This is a genomic window from Bacillus sp. URHA0034, assembly GCF_056280405.1.
The window spans coordinates 2617980-2634263 of sequence record NZ_JBWCDK010000002.1; the positions used below are offsets into that span (position 1 = coordinate 2617980).

The following is a 16284-nucleotide window of genomic DNA, read 5'->3' on the forward strand; positions in this document are numbered from 1 at the left end:
TCAGATTCCACCTCGCGGGACGCCTTTAATCGACAATCTTTGCTGGTAGATAACCGAAGCATAATCTCTCCCAAAGTTAAAACTTTGCTCTTCTGTTTTTCTCCTTACTGCTTAAGTATAAAATGTTCAAATGCATAAGCCACTCCATTTTCAGCATTCGACAGTGTAACAGTATCGCAGAGCTCTTTTACTGTAGGATCAGCATTCCCCATGGCGATCGATAATCCGGCTTCTTCAAGCATAGGAACATCATTAAAGTTGTCACCAATGGCAACGGTATCTGCCAATGGAATACCAAAGTATTCCGCAACCTTTTTAAGTCCATTGCCTTTATTACCGTTTTTATCCATGATTTCAAGGTTCCAGGGACCTGACGATGTGGTAATTATCCCTGAAATCCCATTGAGATAGATGGTTAACTCCGTTTTTTTCTCTTCATCAAAGATAGGCACAAAGAATTTTTGAACCGTTAAGTCCTTCATGTCCATTAATTCTTGATAATCATCAATAAAATTGAGGAGATCCGATTTCTGCGGCTGTTCAGTGATCCGTTTATAAAGGTTATCCGACATCCCTTCGATTCTTTTTCCTTCGAGAGGAAGAGCCACTCGTTCTGACCAATCGGAAGGTACAAAGATTCCCTTACTTGTGTAGATGCGATAAGGAATCCTCTCCTCATCTAATTTGTCTGCTATTTGTGCGACGTTTTCCATATTCATGGAAACATTGGCTAAAAGCTTTCCTTCGACTTGTACAAGGGTTCCATTGCTTCCAGCAATGGGACAGGAAAAATCATATTTTTTTAGAATTTGTTCGATATCCTCCGGGGCGCGGCCCGAGCAGATCATAATAATGTGCCCCTCGTTTTGAGCCTTTTCGAGCGCCTGAAGATTCTCATTTGTAATGTTATTTTCCAAAGACAATAATGTACCATCTAAATCGATTGCAATAAGCTTCATAGCATACACCCCATTACTTTCTGATTGCGTTAAGTTTCTCTATATATTGTTCAGCTAAAGTGGTCATTTTGTCAAAATCGCCGCTTTTGGCCGGTGCGATTAGATTGCCGCCAATTCCGACAGCAGAACATCCCTTAGCAAACCATTCTTCCATGTTTTCTAAATTCACGCCGCCAGTGGGCATGATATTCACCTGTGGCATTGGCGCTTTAACGGCACTCACAAATTCTGGTCCCAAGGCACTTCCTGGGAATAGTTTGATGATATCCACACCCGCTTTTAAAGCCGTTGCGATTTCGGTCAGTGTCATGCATCCCGGTAAATAGGGAATCTGATATAAATGGCACAATTTAGCTGTTTCGTCATCAAAGTATGGACTTACAATATAGTCTGCGCCTGCCATGATCGCAATTCTTGCCGTAACTGCATCGAGTACGGTCCCGGCACCTATTACAATATCCTGATGGTCTGCATACTTATTCTTTATCTCTTGAACGGCGATTTCTGCCTGCGGCACGGTAAAGGTCAATTCCAGACCGGTGATGCCCCCTTTAACAAGGGCATCAGTTATGCTCAAAGCCTCCGTTTTAGAATCCGCCCGAATAACCGCAATTACTCCACTGTTTATTAATTTGTTTAAAATCGATACTTTTTTCGAATTGATCACCTGTTTTTTTATTTTTTTACCCTATCAAAAGGAAAGGCTCGACTACCGTTAGGCAATCAAGCACTTTCTTTGTTAGCTATCCGATTTTTCTGATAGTTTGAACGTTGTTTATTTCGCTATTGCGGTTTTTTTTAACAATCACATAAGTGAGGGCAAATGAACCGCCGATTGCGATTGCAATTCCGATTAAAGCATATGGGAAATAAGGTCCGACATATGCAACCAAACTTACAATACTTGAAAGAATATATCCGTAAATTCTAACTCCCATTGTAGCAAAGAAGGTGGAGGCCACTGCGCTGCCGATTGAACATGCGATAAAGGCTTTTTTATTCTTAATCAGCACCCCGAATAATGCTGGTTCTGTGATACCTAGGATGGCTGAAAGAGCCGCAGAAAAAATGACTGATTTTTCCGCTTTGCTGTTGGTTTTAAAAACCATTGCAAAAGTGGCACCGGCAATTGACATATTGGTCATAAACATCATTGGCATTAACATGTCATACCCTTTATCGGCGAAGTTCTGTAGCGCAATTGGTGTGATCGCATGGTGCACGCCAAACACAATTTCAATCGGTCTGAATCCGCCCATGACAACTCCTGCCAAGATTGGAGAAATATCAAATAAGGATTGAATAATAAAGCCTATACCTTTACCTACATATTCTCCCAATGGACCTGTTACCAATAAGGAAAAAGGTATCGCAATAAATAATGTTAAAGTAGGGGTAAATACCGTTCTCAACAGGTTTGGCATAAATCTGTCAACCCACTTATAAATATAGCTTAATGCCCATACTGACAAGATAACCGGTATAACCGCACTAGCATAATTATAAACAGGAATTGGTAAACCAAAAAAATCAAAGGAATGGATCTTGCCCAGTTTAGCGGCGTCGATTAAGGTTGGATACATAAAGCCGCCTGCAATCGCGATGGCAAGGTATTGATTGACTTTAAAGATTTTTGCTGCAGATGCTGCCAGGAAAAATGGCAGGAAGTAAAACACACCGCTTGAAATCAAGTCAAGCATTTTTACCGTATCGGTTTCAGCTGATAAAACTTTTAATGCAATTAAACCGGCGATAAGACCTTTAATCATACCTGCTCCGGCGATGGCTGGAACGATTGGTCCGAAAACGCCGGATACAACATCCAATAATCGTCCGAAAGGTCCCTTTTTCTTAGTTTCTTCCTTTTCGTCGATTTCTTCTCCATCGATCCCCAATTCCTCTGACAAAACAGAGTAATATTTCGATACATTTGTACCGATAATGATTTGATATTGGTCGCTTTGTAATTGCTCCCCAATAACGCCATTCAAGTTTTTTATTTGATCATGAGAGATTAAAGAATCATCATATAAATCGAAGCGAAGCCTTGTCATGCAATGCCAAGCTTTCTTTATATTTTCTTTCCCCCCCACGTATTCTATGATTTTTTTGACCGTTTCCTTTTCTTTCACTTGGTTTCATCTCCCTTAAATTGATTCTACAACATCTTAAAGTTCACTTTGATTTGACAGGCTCATAATAGCATAACGGTAAAATTTTTGAAAACGGTTTAAAACGACCCAAAAAATCACGGAAGCCTCCTCATTTCAAGGATTTTTACGGAATCCCATTCTAAATTGGTACGGAAAATTGCTTTATTTCACTAACCTTTCTGACCAAATTGACGCTGCAAATTTACTGTGTTTAAATCTAATTATAAATCACTTTGATTTGACAAAATTGAATGCAGAGAGAAGGAGAATCAAAGTTGGAACCCACCATTATTACAGATATAAAATCATTTGTGACGAATCCACATCGACATAATCTTATTGTTGTCAAAATAGAAACAAATAAAGGCATTTTCGGATATGGATGTGCCACTTTTCAGCAGCGTCCATTAGCTGTTCAAACCATTATTGATGAATATTTAAGGCCTCTTTTAATTGATCGTGATGCAAACCATATAGAGGATTTATGGCAATTAATGATGGTCAATTCCTATTGGAGAAATGGCCCGGTTATTAATAATGCCATTGCTGGTATCGATATGGCTTTATGGGATATCAAGGCAAAGCTAGCAAACATGCCTCTTTACCAATTGCTTGGGGGAAAGTCCAAAAACGCCATAGCCGCATATGGCCATGCGGACGGACTTACGCTCGAGGAACTTTTTCATAATGTTGATACGCTAATTGAACGAGGATTCCGTCATATCCGCTGTCAATTAGGAAAATATGGCGGCAAAAATCATGATATGCACTTAACCACTCAAATAAGTGAGGGTGAATATTTTGATCCGGACATCTATATGAAAGATGTTGTGTATATGTTTAAAGCTTTAAGAGAAAAGTATGGCTATTCCATTCATTTCTTGCACGATGTCCATGAAAGACTGTTTCCGAATCAGGCACTTCAATTGGCCAAAGATCTGGAACCATATAAGCTATTCTTCCTCGAGGATATTCTGCCTCCGGATCAAACCGAATGGCTGTCTCAGTTGAGAACACAATGTACAACACCTATCGCCATTGGTGAACTATTTAATAACCCAATGGAGTGGAAAAACCTGATTGTTAATCGGCAAATTGATTATATTCGCTGCCATGTTTCCCAGATTGGCGGTATCACACCTGCCCTGAAGCTCGCAGCACTTTGCGAAAATTTCGGTGTTCGAATTGCGTGGCATGGCCCATCTGACATGACTCCAATTGGGGTAGCTGTCAATACTCATTTAAATATTCATCTTCATAATTCAGCGATTCAAGAGATCCAGGAGCCCGATGAAACAACGAAGGAAATGTTTCCTCAATCCGTTGAAGTAGTGGATGGATATATATATCCAATTGAGAGAGTTGGTATTGGCGTCGATTTTAATGAAGATATGGCCAAAGAATATCCAGTGAGATATAGAAAGCATGAATGGACTCAAGCACGTATTCCAAATGGTTCGATTCATACACCATAATTAAACAAACCCTCTTTAGCATGTGTTGCTTTAGAGGGTTTTTATTATATAGAATGTTGTTAAAAACTTCCCTGAGGTAATTATTATGAAAAAAAGAGATTTCATTGCAGATGATATCCTAAGTAAGGTTTATCAAAATAAATACAAAGCCGGAGAAAAAATTCCTACTGAAAGGGATCTTGCGAAGCAATATGAAGTTTCACGATATACCATTCGGGATGCGTTGAAAAAACTCGTCAATATTGGATGTATCAAAATCATCCAAGGTTCAGGAATTTTTGTAAGTGAAACAAAATATAAAAGTCCATTAATTTATAATTCATTAACTGAAAAAAAATTTAAAGATATTGAATCAAAAATGATTTATTTAAAAAAGATCACCCCTGATGCGGCATTAGAAAAAATCTTTGATATCAACGGGCAAAATGCAAAGTTATGGGAGTACAAACGGGTTAGGATTGTCGATTACCAAAAAGTACAAATTGAAACGACCAAATTACCCTATTCCTATTTTCCAGATTTAAATGAAGCGGTAGTAACAAGCTCCGTACATGATTATGTACAACAGAACGATTACCAAATATCTCACTTCATCACAACATATAGTGCCGTAAATGTCAGTAAAGAAGATGCTGAGCTCCTCAATTGCAAGAAGGGTATTGCGGCAATGAAGATTGTCAATAGAGGGATTCTGCAAAACAGCAAAGTGTTTGAATACAGTGAAATTATTAATTTAGATTATTCCGTTTCCTATTTTACACCATTTAACCCTTACAGTCATAAGTACAGAAAGAATTAATACTCTTTGCAAGTGGCTACCCTAACAAATTTTGTTTAGGAATTTAAATGGAGGATAAGAAAAGGATGCATTAGCTTAATGGGTTCCGTCCCGATACCTATCTCAAACTTTTAAATTGCAAATTAAAATGGGTGCATAGGAAAATGCGCATCAATTCGTAATGGTAAGCTAGCTGTAGTACCTCTACAAGTTCACCTGCATTCTGATATACAAATGTCTACTATGGATAAAGTATTACTAAAAGAGTAAAAGAGGTGCATGTTTTAAATTTCTTGTAATGGGTTGGGTAACATGAGTATAAATAACTGTTGTCGTCTTTGGATCCGTATGGCCAAGTCGTTCCATTACTTCTTTGATAGTTGCACCAGCGCAGCATAAAAGAAAAGACCCCCCAACAGTTTAGCAAACTGATGAAAGGCCTTCTGAATTAGTTGGGATTTTCTTTTGTCGATTAATGCGGACAAACTCGGACAAGTTTGTCTACCTATCATTGCAGCAGTATAGACGTCTATTTATACGTGTTCGAAATTTCCTTTATCTAAATGATCATTAAACAACTTCATAATCACGCAGAAACGCCGCTAAGAGTTTCTGCGTGATTATCATATAAATCTTTTCTTTGATCTAACAAAAGCGCTTTGACATCTGGATAGGTATACTTATCAACAATCGACAAGGCAAAAATGAGGTTACGGTTCCATCTACCGAATTCTCATAAATGTGATTAAAGGAATCTAAATCAACAATACATCCATGGATTGTCCCAATACCGCCAATTTTAGACCGCTAACCGGAAAATGAACCATAACCTGTGTTCCTTCCCCCTTCTTTATTTATCCTTTGTTAGGGGCAACAGACACCCTGGAAAGACATTTGTCCATTTACGGTGCCTGTCACCTGAATTCACTTTTGTTATAAACTTACAAAGGATTTCCTCGCTACACCTGTTTCTACAGCCGCAGTTGCAACAGCCTTTGCTACCGCAGTTGCTACTCGGTCATCAAAGGGGTTAGGTATCACATAGTCTTCTGATAGTTCCTCTTCTGAAATGAGCGAAGAAATGGCGGAAACTGCAGCCTTTTTCATTTCTTCATTTATTTCTGTTGCTTGAACATCTAGAGCTCCCCGAAAAATCCCTGGAAAGGCAAGCACATTATTAACCTGATTGGGAAAATCAGAACGTCCTGTTCCTATCACTTTTACCCCTGCAGCTTTTGCCTCATCTGGCATAATTTCTGGAACAGGGTTTGCCATTGCAAAAATAATCGCATCCCTTCTCATTGTTAAAATCATTTCCTTTGTTACTGCACCAGCAACAGATACACCAACAAAAACATCTGCACCGACAATTACATCCTCTAAGCTTCCCTCTGCATTGTTACGGTTGGTCTGGCTAGCAATCTTTTCTTTAATTGGATTCATTCCATATTTACGATTTTCATAAATTGCACCTTTTGTATCACATAGAATGACATCATACACACCAAAACGATTTAGCAATTGAGCAATTGCTACACCAGCAGCACCCGCACCATTTATTACGACTTTGATTTCGTCCATTTTCTTATCTACTAGTTTAAGAGCATTTACTAATCCGGCAACAGTGACAATTGCTGTACCATGCTGGTCATCATGAAAAATAGGGATATTTGTTTCCTTTTTCAAGCGTTCCTCAATCTCAAAGCATCTTGGTGCTGAAATATCTTCTAAATTCACCCCACCAAATGTTGGTACAAGACGCTTTACTGTTTCAATTATTTCTTCAGCATCCTGTGTATTTAAACAAATAGGGAATGCATCTACATTAGCAAAGTTCTTAAATAAAGCTGCTTTGCCTTCCATAACTGGCATCGCTGCTTCCGGCCCAATATTCCCAAGCCCTAATACCGCCGAACCATCTGATACGACGGCAATGGTGTTACCTTTCATCGTGTATTCATATACTCTATTTCGGTCTTCATAGATTTCCATACAAGGCTCAGCGACACCAGGTGAATACGCTAAGCTTAGATCATATGCATTTTTAATCTCAACCTTTGCTTTCACTTCTAATTTCCCTTGTGTATCCCGGTGCATTTGTAACGCTTTGTCACGCAATGTTTCCATGATTACCTCTCCCTTTTCAAGAAATATTTCTATCGAACCAAAAATGGTTCCAAAGCTAATTTAAAGCCTTCCATGTTCTTGCGCTCATTTCACAATCATCCTTAGAAGAAAACTACTTATCCACCTTGAAAACGCTTTACCTTGAAAGTTCAATAAATATAACTCAATCTTATAAATCAACAGACTAGTTTAATAGAATTTTTAATTAATTAAAGCCTTTTGTAATTAAAAAAACATAAGTTTTTTCAAAAATGGTAGGTTCCCATTTAATTAAGTTATAATAGTAATTAATTTCTTAAAATCAAATGTAGCCACGAAAAATTGCGCTTTTTATACCGTGGTAAAGCGCTAAGGAAGTATGTATATGATTAAAGATATGACAAGAGACAACATACCTCACCATTTGATCAGTTTTTCTATTCCTTTAATAGTAGGAAATTTACTTCAGCTTACTTATAATGCAGTCGATTCCATTGTGGTCGGACAATTTGCTGGAAAAGAAGCATTAGCCGCAGTTGGTACCGCAAATCCTGTAATGAATATTGTCATTTTGGGGATTACTGGTATTTGTATTGGTGCTTCGGTGCTCATGAGTGAATTCTTTGGGGCCGGAAAGTACGAAGAGTTAAAAAAGGAAATATCAACCACATTACTTTTTGGATGCTTTTTTTCTTTGCTAATTGTCATACTGGGTTTAATTTTTTCAAAAGAAATTTTGAGTCTCCTTCGAGTGCCAAAGGAGATTCTTGATTCAGCAACGCTTTATTTAAGAATTATTTTTGCTGCAATGCCATTTACTTATTTATATAATGCCGTATCAGCAGCGATGAGAAGTGTTGGTGATTCTAAAACGCCACTAAGATTTTTAGCTATTGCCGCTATTTTAAACGCATGTCTTGATATCGTTTTTGTAGCCGGCTTTAGAATGGGGATAGTAGGAGCAGCACTGGCAACAGATATTGCGGAATCTTGTTCCGGAATTTTCTGTATCATTTACATTTATAAAAACGTTCCATTATTAAGACTTAACAAAAGAGATCTAAAATTGGATAAAACTCTTTTAAAAAAGACTCTTCAACATGGTTCAATCACAGCTTTGCAGCAGTCCGCACAGCCAATTGGAAAGCTGTTAATCCAGGGGGTTATAAATCCATTAGGTGTTGATGCGATTGCGGCATTCAATGCAGTAAGCCGGGTTGATGATTTTGCATTTACTCCACAGCAAAGCATATCCCATGCAATGATGACCTTTGTGGCACAAAACCGTGGTGCAAAAAATAAAAAGCGTGTAATTGATGGATTTATAATTGGGTTACAGGTGGAGTTTTGTTATTGGATCTTAATATGTATCGCGACTTTATATTTAAAACAACCAATCATTAAACTGTTTGTTTCTTCAAATGAAATAGGACTAATACATTTGGGAGTTGGTTACTTAAGTCTGATGGCCTTTTTCTATCTGCTTCCAGCATTAACAAATGGTGTACAAGGTTTCTTTAGAGGTATGGGAAATATGAAGATTACTTTAGTTTCTACCATTATTCAAATATCCTTCAGAGTAATAGCTACATATACATTAGTCCCTCGGATTGGCATGGAAGGTGTAGCTTATGCAAGCCTTATCGGCTGGATACTTATGTTAGCATATGAAGTACCGTATTATTTCAGATATAAGAGAAAAAATGATTTTCTAAAAGATTCAATTGAATTTGAGGGAAATATACAATCAAACCATAAGAGATAGTAGTGGATCCCACTTACATTATTGGGCCTTACTATATCCCCCATTAAGAAAGAACAGGCCTTCGATCAGTTTAGTTAAACTGGATGGAAGGCCTGTTCTTTAGAAATTTATATTATTGTTATTTATGCGTACAAGCTTCATGTAAACCTAAGTGTTCTTGTTCCCCTGTATCAGAAGGATTCCTTCATTTTTTTTCCTGTTCCGTACAATTTGTTTAGGTTGATACGCTTCCATCCCCCCTGAAAATAATAAATAAATAGTAAAACATCTGAAATAAAGAAACTGATCGGGAAGCTCCACCAAACCCAATCGATTCCTGAGTGGTGGGCTAAAATATATGAAAATGGGATGCGAACCACCCATAGAGTCACAAATGAAATGATTAATGGGTATAAAACGGCACCTGTAGAACGCACCGTGCTCACGAGAATATTCATAACCCCAAACAAAATAAAACTCCAGGCTGTAATATTATTAACCCGAATTCCTAGTGCAACTATAGTAGGCTCCGTAACAAACAAGTGTAAGATATCTTTGTTGAATAAATAGACGAGTCCTGCGAGTGTACCTGTCATAACCAGGTTGTACAAGAGACCCGCTTCAAATGTACGCTTGACTCGATCCCACTGGTTTGCACCAACATTTTGTGAGCAAATATTAGAGACCGAGGCACCGATCGCCATCGCCGGCATAGCGATATAATTCGTAATGTTCATGGATACACTAAACGCGGCGACTGCTGTGGAACCAAACGTGTTTATCAAGTTAATTAACGCCATAGAACTGGTAGAAGCCACCATCATCTGAAGACCCATGGACATGCCGCGTTGTGTCATGAGCTTCACTAAATTTGGAATCGGCCGTAAATATCGGAGCTCCTTACCGCGAAGTGACAATGGGTGTTTGATGTAATAAAGAAAAATAATTAAACATGATAAACAAATAAATTGCGCCGTTAAAGTCGCAGCTGCCGATCCTTCTATGCCCATCTTCGGAAAAGGGCCAAGGCCAAAAATCAATACGGGATTCATCCCGGTATCAATCACTACGGAAATTAATAAAAAATAAAATGGTGTTTTGGAATCCCCGGTACCCCGCAAGGCCATCGTTATAAAATTGTACAAGTTGGAAAATGTAACCGATACCATGAAAGTCTTTAAATAAGGGACTGCATATGGCATTACCGATTTAGGGGTATGCAACAGCCCGAGCAGATTGGTGGCAAAAACTTCACTAAGAACCGTAATGACTAGTGAAAACAAAACAAAGAACGTAAACCCGGTTCCAAACACACGTTTGACTTCGTCATATCTTTTCGCTCCATAGTGCTGTCCGACAACAATTGAAGACGCCATCGCTATACCAAACGTCAAACTAAAAACCAGGAAATTTATATTATTGACGTTGGCAGTTGCTGCGAACGCGTTGGCACCTAAATAGTGGCCAACCCAGATGGAATTAATCGTTCCGTTTAATGACTGCAAAATGTTGCCTAACAACAAAGGCAAAGAAAAGAAAAAAACAGTTCGGTAAATCGGCCCCTCGGTTAGTTTTCTGCGTTCCATAACCTTTCCCCCATAGTATTCAATAAAAACAAAAAATAATATTATTGCGCTCAGTTTATTCGTTTCAAGCGATGGATGTCAGCGCTTTCGTAACTTCGGTTCCTATGTGACATCAATTAACAATCCCCCCTCTGTCTATTTAAGCATGGATTCATCTTAACCGTCCATTCATTCAGCTTTAGTTGAACTAATTGGTGAACTGACTAGCCAAAAGTAAAAACTTAGCACTCAGTTCTCCCATTTATCTACCCGCCAGGACTACTCCCTAAACAGAAGTCATTGCGGCTTACACAAAGCATATGCTAGCGCAGCAGAAAGTGCAGGAGTACTATGGTGAAGCCTATCATGATGAAGGATTCATTTTCGCCAAGAAAGAGAGACAACCAGGCTATCCTATTTTCATTAAGACCGTGGAAAATAGAATGGTGAAGTTGCTGAAGCTGGCCGGCTTAAATCTAGATCTCACTCCCCACTCTTTGCGCCATACACATACGTGATTGTTATCAGAAGCAAAGGTAGACTTAGGAGAGATTATAGACCGCTTAGGCCACTGTGACGACGAGACAACAAAAAAAGTCTATTTGCACGTAACGAAAGTAATGAAAAAAGAGGCTTCCCACAAGTTTGCTCAACTCATGAGAAACCTCTAATTTTAGGAGAGAAATGTTAGCATTCCGCTCCCCTCTTACATAAAAGCCACATATATCAAGGGGTTTGGGCGTTGATTACATCCTGCCGCCCGTAAGATGACGTTTGTAATATCTTTCACGATGTGTTACAAAAGTGCGATATATCAAGGTTTTTGAGAAGCTCAAGTGTAACAGCATTAACGAGATTTTATCGTTTTTTCATTTGATTGCGTTAGCAAAATGTTAGCCTCTATTCATAAACTCCTCCTGTGTTACTTGTAGGTTACAGAGGTATTAAATAGATGAGTTATTTATTATCATAAAGTACTTAGCCGTATTTCATAAAAATACTGTACAATTGGATGCTTTAACTTCATCTTCTCGTTCATTTTTAAAATACGTTTTTTTCCTACCCGTCTGTCCACCAAAGCTAAAATATTCAATAGGATATCATTGCTCTCTAGGCTTTCTTCTATAGAAGTGGATAAAAACTTATTAGCTACAACGATAAAATTTGATTTACTTAATGATGACTGCGCTGCCAAAAGCTCCTTTGCATATTCTGATAATTTTCTACCCCTAGCAATTACTTGTAGACGATCCTCAGGAACTATCCCCTTGGTTTCTTTTCTTACGGCTTCAATCTCCTCATTGTTGATAGGAATTTGGATATCAGGATCATTCTTAATTTCCAGCTCCGTCTGATACCATCTGATTAAGGTGGTTATGTCACTCATATTGAGTACATTCTTTTTATCTACTGCAATATAACAAATTCCTGCTTTATCAGGTAAATAACGGTAGCTTGTTGCACGGTATTCAACCCTTCCATATAATGCTGGACAGAGAAAACTCTCCAGATTTTGCTTTAATTTGTTCCAGGTCATGTAGTTCTCCTTAACTTTTATATGATATATATTTATTGAGGTAGTCTTTTATATTATCCATAATACAATAACCAACACATCGAACATACTAATTACAAAGTTTAAGTGTAACTTGTAATAATCATACCTACCACAAATAAGAGGTGACCCATCAGGTTCACCTCCTATTTTCATATTACTCGTTCACCTGTAATACAGCACTATTAAACATAAACAAAACGGGCCCGATTGACACACTAAAATCAAAATCAACTGTAGAAGTTATCAGGTTGGGCATGGTAAGCATCACCGCGATTTGAAACGCTAACGGGATATATATTTTTCATTAAACCTCATGGCGAACTTAACATCAAAGCTTCAAATACTTCTGTATAAACTTCCCTTTTAACTTTGCCAATATGTTTGATTGGGTGATCGTCATATCTTTTAGATCAGAAGGAAATGTTGTAAGAACTTCATAGCCATCCTTGGTTACACGGATGGTATCGGAGTGTCGATATCCGCCTACCCCCTCAATATAGAGGCCTGGCTCAATCGTAATCACCATATTTTCCTCTAATATTTCGTTGCTACCTTCTGCAATATATGGTCCTTCGTGATTTCGCAAGCCGACCCCATGCCCGGTACGATGTAATAAACGATTAAGTAGCCCATGTTGATCAAAATAAGCTCGTGCCTCTTCATCGATGTCTGCTGCCCTTACACCTGCTCGCACCATACTCAAAGCTCGATTTCGTGCGTTTTGCATATGTTGGAACATTTCCACATCTTCTTTGGTAGGTTGTCCAAGAAAAAACGTCCGTTCACACTCTGCTGAATATCCGTTAATTCGATAATAGGCCATCGCGACGTTCGATCCCTCCCCAAATCGATCACCTAACTCAGGAATACTATGCGGCATCGCACTTGTTGGTGCATTCCAAACGGCTGTGAGCAATGAAGTTGTGATTGGGTCAAATTGCTTTGTTTTTATTAGGTTGGTTTGTACTTTTTTTGACAAGGTAAATGGTTCTAACACACTGGCACCGCGATAAATCGTATTAAAAATATCCTCCATTGCTTCATCGCACACTTTAGCACTCATGCGAATTTTTTCAAGTTCATAGACGCTTTTCACTTTACGTTGTGCTTCGACTAACTGTACTGAAACTAGTTCCTTTGCTTTCATGAGATGATACACGTCTGCACGCACGTTACTCTCTATTCCTACTCGTGAATAACCTTGGATCAACTGGTTTAGTTTATCATACCAATTGCTTCCATTTGAAGATGGAAACTCCCAATAAGAAACAATATCATAATCGATAATACTTTTATGTACGTGGGATTCCTCAAGCTTTGGTACAAGTAATGTAGGTGTTTGTTCGGGGACAACTATGATGAAAAAGGGGCGTTCCTCTGGTTTGTATGTAATGTTTGTGTAATACCAGATGTCTTCTTCGGCAGTAATAATATAAGCGTCATATTCGTTCGTAATTAACCTTTCTTGCAATTGCTTCATGCGGTTGGTAAGTTCTTGCTTGAGCATTCCTATCACCTCCAACATATTTTTTACAATTTTTATAGTTTCCCATTGTATGCAGCAATTTAGTGAAAAATGCCTTTTAGCAAGGTTAATGGAGTTTCTTAAGCGAGCCATCCTGAGTTGTACCATTTTATGGCGATAGGATATCCGGGATGTTCTCTTTTTTAGCAAAGTTGATGTCTTGATTATAGTCCCGTTATTTACCCTACGAAAAATCTGACTATCATTTTTTTATATAAATATCTATATAACTATTTTTTAATCTATACTTATCGTAAACTTAATATTGCATCCCCGGAGATCAAATTGATTAGAGGAATCAACTTGGAAAGATCACATAGATTCGATGGAAACTGGGGTTATGTTAGAAGTGTTTGAGGAAAGACTTATTTTTCTTAAAGCCTATTTACAAGCATATGGAGCAAAATAACAACAACATAGTAGATAATATTTAAATAATAGGTAATGAATAAAGCAAGGCAACTTCTTGCAATCGCAAATTAAACACTGACTTAATACCTCACTCATTGAGACATACACAACTTCACTTTTAACAGAAGCAGTTGTCGCACCGGAACAAATCATGGATAGACTTGGTCACTCCGATGGTCAAATCACAAAGAATGTCTATCTCCACGTTACAACTGAAATAAAAAAAGAAGCTTCCCAAAAGTTTGCACAACTCATGAGAAGCCTCGATTATAATCGTCTATATGAGCAAATATGTTAGCATTTCATTTTCGTATTACATAAAACCCAGTCATATTAAGGGTAATAGGCTATGATTACATCATGCCGCCCATTCCACCCATACCACCCATGTCAGGCATTCCGCCACCAGCACCAGCAGGTTCTGGTTTGTCTGCTACTACAGCCTCAGTTGTTAAGAACATAGCCGCTACAGATGCAGCGTTTTGAAGAGCTGAACGTGTAACCTTAGTTGGGTCAACGATACCAGCTTGAATCATGTTTACCCATTCACCGTTAGCAGCGTTGAAACCTGTGCCGACTTCTTCACGCTTTAAGCGGTCAACAATAACAGATCCCTCAAGACCAGCATTGTGAGCGATTGTGCGAACTGGCTCTTCCATTGCACGTAATACAATGTTGATACCTGTTGCTACATCGCCTTCTTCTTGAAGCTCAGCTACGCGGCTGTATACGTTTAGAAGGGCTACACCACCACCGGATACAATACCCTCTTCAACTGCTGCACGAGTTGAGTTCAAAGCGTCTTCGATACGAAGTTTGCGCTCTTTTAATTCAGTTTCAGTCGCAGCACCAACTTTGATTACTGCTACACCGCCAGCTAGCTTAGCTAGGCGCTCTTGTAACTTTTCACGGTCAAATTCAGAAGTAGTTTCTTCTAATTGAGAACGGATTTGATTTACACGAGCTTGGATCTCTTCAGTTGCGCCAGCACCTTCAACTATTGTTGTATTTTCTTTTGTTACAACAACTTTAGCAGCGCGTCCTAAAGATGAGATGGTTGCAGATTTAAGGTCACGGCCAAGCTCTTCAGTGATCACTTCCCCGCCAGTTAAGGCAGCGATATCTTCAAGCATTGCTTTTCGACGGTCACCAAAGCCAGGAGCTTTAACAGCAACAGCATTGAATGTTCCGCGAAGCTTGTTCACTACTAATGTTGATAATGCTTCACCTTCGATATCTTCAGCAACAAGTAATAATGGCTTGCCTTGTTGTACTACTTGCTCTAACACTGGAAGGATTTCTTGAATGCTAGAAATTTTCTTGTCAGTGATTAAGATATATGGATTATCTAATACAGCTTCCATTTTGTCAGTGTTTGTTACCATGTATGCAGATACATAGCCACGGTCAAATTGCATACCTTCAACAACATCTAACTCAGTTGTGAAGCCTTTAGATTCTTCGATTGTGATAACACCGTCGTTACCAACGCGCTCCATTGCTTCTGCAATCAATTGACCAACCTCTTCATCAGCAGATGAAATAGCAGCAACTTGTGCGATAGAAGCTTTGTTTTCGATTGGTTTAGAGATTGCTTTTAATTCTTCAACTGCTGTAGTAACAGCTTTTTCAATCCCTTTGCGGATACCCATTGGGTTCGCACCAGCTGTAACGTTCTTTAAGCCTTCACGAATCATCGCTTGTGCAAGAACAGTTGCAGTTGTAGTACCGTCACCAGCAACATCATTTGTTTTGCTTGCTACTTCAGCAACCAATTTAGCACCCATGTTTTCGAATGCATCTTCTAATTCGATTTCTTTTGCAATTGTTACACCGTCATTAGTGATTAGTGGGGAACCGAATTTTTTCTCAAGAACCACGTTGCGTCCTTTAGGTCCAAGCGTAACTTTTACTGCATTTGCTAGAGCATCAACACCACGTAGCATTGCGCGGCGTGCATCTTCACTAAACATAATTTCTTTAGCCATTGTAAAAAAACCTCCTCGTATT

Annotated in this window: 12 protein-coding genes; 4 read left to right on the forward strand and 8 right to left on the reverse strand. The window is 38.7% G+C overall.

Features of this window, described 5'->3' with window-relative positions; genetic code table 11:
- Nucleotides 1-104: 104 nt before the first annotated feature.
- The 3 genes from ACZ9EE_RS14525 to ACZ9EE_RS14535 all read right to left on the reverse strand — a co-directional run bounded on the left by ACZ9EE_RS14525 (nt 105) and on the right by ACZ9EE_RS14535 (nt 3091).
- Nucleotides 105-959: a Cof-type HAD-IIB family hydrolase gene (locus ACZ9EE_RS14525; protein ID WP_476028120.1), complete on the reverse strand. Its 855-nt coding sequence runs from the start codon at nt 957-959 to the stop codon at nt 105-107.
- A 13-nt stretch (nt 960-972) separates the two neighbouring features.
- On the reverse strand, nt 973-1626 hold the full coding sequence (locus ACZ9EE_RS14530; protein WP_476028122.1) for a bifunctional 4-hydroxy-2-oxoglutarate aldolase/2-dehydro-3-deoxy-phosphogluconate aldolase: 654 nt from the start codon (nt 1624-1626) through the stop codon (nt 973-975).
- Nucleotides 1627-1702: 76 nt separating this feature from the next.
- A complete protein-coding gene (locus ACZ9EE_RS14535) occupies nt 1703-3091 on the reverse strand; it encodes a PTS transporter subunit EIIC (RefSeq protein ID WP_476028124.1) in 1389 nt (462 codons plus the stop codon).
- Nucleotides 3092-3387: 296 nt separating this feature from the next.
- On the opposite strand from ACZ9EE_RS14535, the gene ACZ9EE_RS14540 reads away from it, so the two are divergent.
- Together ACZ9EE_RS14540 and ACZ9EE_RS14545 are read left to right on the forward strand one after the other, a co-directional pair.
- Nucleotides 3388-4587 (forward strand): enolase C-terminal domain-like protein, encoded by a 1200-nt coding sequence (locus ACZ9EE_RS14540; protein WP_476028126.1) that lies wholly within the window; start codon nt 3388-3390, stop codon nt 4585-4587.
- Nucleotides 4588-4672: 85 nt separating this feature from the next.
- A complete protein-coding gene (locus ACZ9EE_RS14545; protein ID WP_476028128.1) occupies nt 4673-5386 on the forward strand; it encodes a GntR family transcriptional regulator in 714 nt (237 codons plus the stop codon).
- Between the two features lie 912 nt (nt 5387-6298).
- Here ACZ9EE_RS14545 and ystJ read toward each other — a convergent pair.
- Entirely contained in the window at nt 6299-7492 is a 1194-nt protein-coding gene (gene ystJ, locus ACZ9EE_RS14550; RefSeq protein ID WP_476028130.1) for an NADP-dependent malic enzyme, read from the reverse strand.
- A 364-nt stretch (nt 7493-7856) separates the two neighbouring features.
- Here ystJ and ACZ9EE_RS14555 point away from each other — a divergent pair, with 364 nt between their 5' ends.
- Nucleotides 7857-9236: an MATE family efflux transporter gene (locus ACZ9EE_RS14555; RefSeq protein WP_476028132.1), complete on the forward strand. Its 1380-nt coding sequence runs from the start codon at nt 7857-7859 to the stop codon at nt 9234-9236.
- Nucleotides 9237-9406: 170 nt separating this feature from the next.
- On the opposite strand, the gene ACZ9EE_RS14560 is transcribed toward ACZ9EE_RS14555, so the two are convergent.
- Nucleotides 9407-10801, reverse strand: a complete 1395-nt coding sequence (locus tag ACZ9EE_RS14560) for an MATE family efflux transporter (RefSeq protein ID WP_476028134.1) — start codon at nt 10799-10801, stop codon at nt 9407-9409.
- Between the two features lie 299 nt (nt 10802-11100).
- On the opposite strand from ACZ9EE_RS14560, the gene ACZ9EE_RS14565 reads away from it, so the two are divergent.
- Complete coding sequence (locus ACZ9EE_RS14565; RefSeq protein ID WP_476028136.1) at nt 11101-11298, forward strand: tyrosine-type recombinase/integrase; 198 nt, start codon at nt 11101-11103, stop codon at nt 11296-11298.
- Between the two features lie 449 nt (nt 11299-11747).
- Here the strand turns inward: ACZ9EE_RS14565 and ACZ9EE_RS14570 are convergent, their stop codons facing one another.
- The 3 genes from ACZ9EE_RS14570 to groL form a co-directional block, all read right to left on the reverse strand.
- Nucleotides 11748-12317: an SF0329 family protein gene (locus ACZ9EE_RS14570; RefSeq protein ID WP_476028138.1), complete on the reverse strand. Its 570-nt coding sequence runs from the start codon at nt 12315-12317 to the stop codon at nt 11748-11750.
- A gap of 349 nt (nt 12318-12666) precedes the next feature.
- On the reverse strand, nt 12667-13845 hold the full coding sequence (locus tag ACZ9EE_RS14575) for a M24 family metallopeptidase (RefSeq protein WP_476028140.1): 1179 nt from the start codon (nt 13843-13845) through the stop codon (nt 12667-12669).
- A gap of 782 nt (nt 13846-14627) precedes the next feature.
- On the reverse strand, nt 14628-16262 hold the full coding sequence (gene groL, locus ACZ9EE_RS14580; protein WP_476028142.1) for a chaperonin GroEL: 1635 nt from the start codon (nt 16260-16262) through the stop codon (nt 14628-14630).
- Between the last annotated feature and the right edge of the window lie 22 nt (nt 16263-16284).

Excerpts from the sequence above, each read along its gene's own strand:
- ACZ9EE_RS14525 (WP_476028120.1), bottom strand. The coding sequence starts at position 959 with ATGAAGCTTATTGCAATCGATTTAGATGGTACATTATTGTCTTTGGAA.
- ACZ9EE_RS14545 (WP_476028128.1), top strand. The coding sequence starts at position 4,673 with ATGAAAAAAAGAGATTTCATTGCAGATGATATCCTAAGTAAGGTTTAT.
- ystJ (WP_476028130.1), bottom strand. The coding sequence starts at position 7,492 with ATGGAAACATTGCGTGACAAAGCGTTACAAATGCACCGGGATACACAA.
- ACZ9EE_RS14555 (WP_476028132.1), top strand. The coding sequence starts at position 7,857 with ATGATTAAAGATATGACAAGAGACAACATACCTCACCATTTGATCAGT.
- ACZ9EE_RS14560 (WP_476028134.1), bottom strand. The coding sequence starts at position 10,801 with ATGGAACGCAGAAAACTAACCGAGGGGCCGATTTACCGAACTGTTTTT.
- ACZ9EE_RS14565 (WP_476028136.1), top strand. The coding sequence starts at position 11,101 with ATGCTAGCGCAGCAGAAAGTGCAGGAGTACTATGGTGAAGCCTATCAT.
- ACZ9EE_RS14570 (WP_476028138.1), bottom strand. The coding sequence starts at position 12,317 with ATGACCTGGAACAAATTAAAGCAAAATCTGGAGAGTTTTCTCTGTCCA.
- ACZ9EE_RS14575 (WP_476028140.1), bottom strand. The coding sequence starts at position 13,845 with ATGCTCAAGCAAGAACTTACCAACCGCATGAAGCAATTGCAAGAAAGG.
- groL (WP_476028142.1), bottom strand. The coding sequence starts at position 16,262 with ATGGCTAAAGAAATTATGTTTAGTGAAGATGCACGCCGCGCAATGCTA.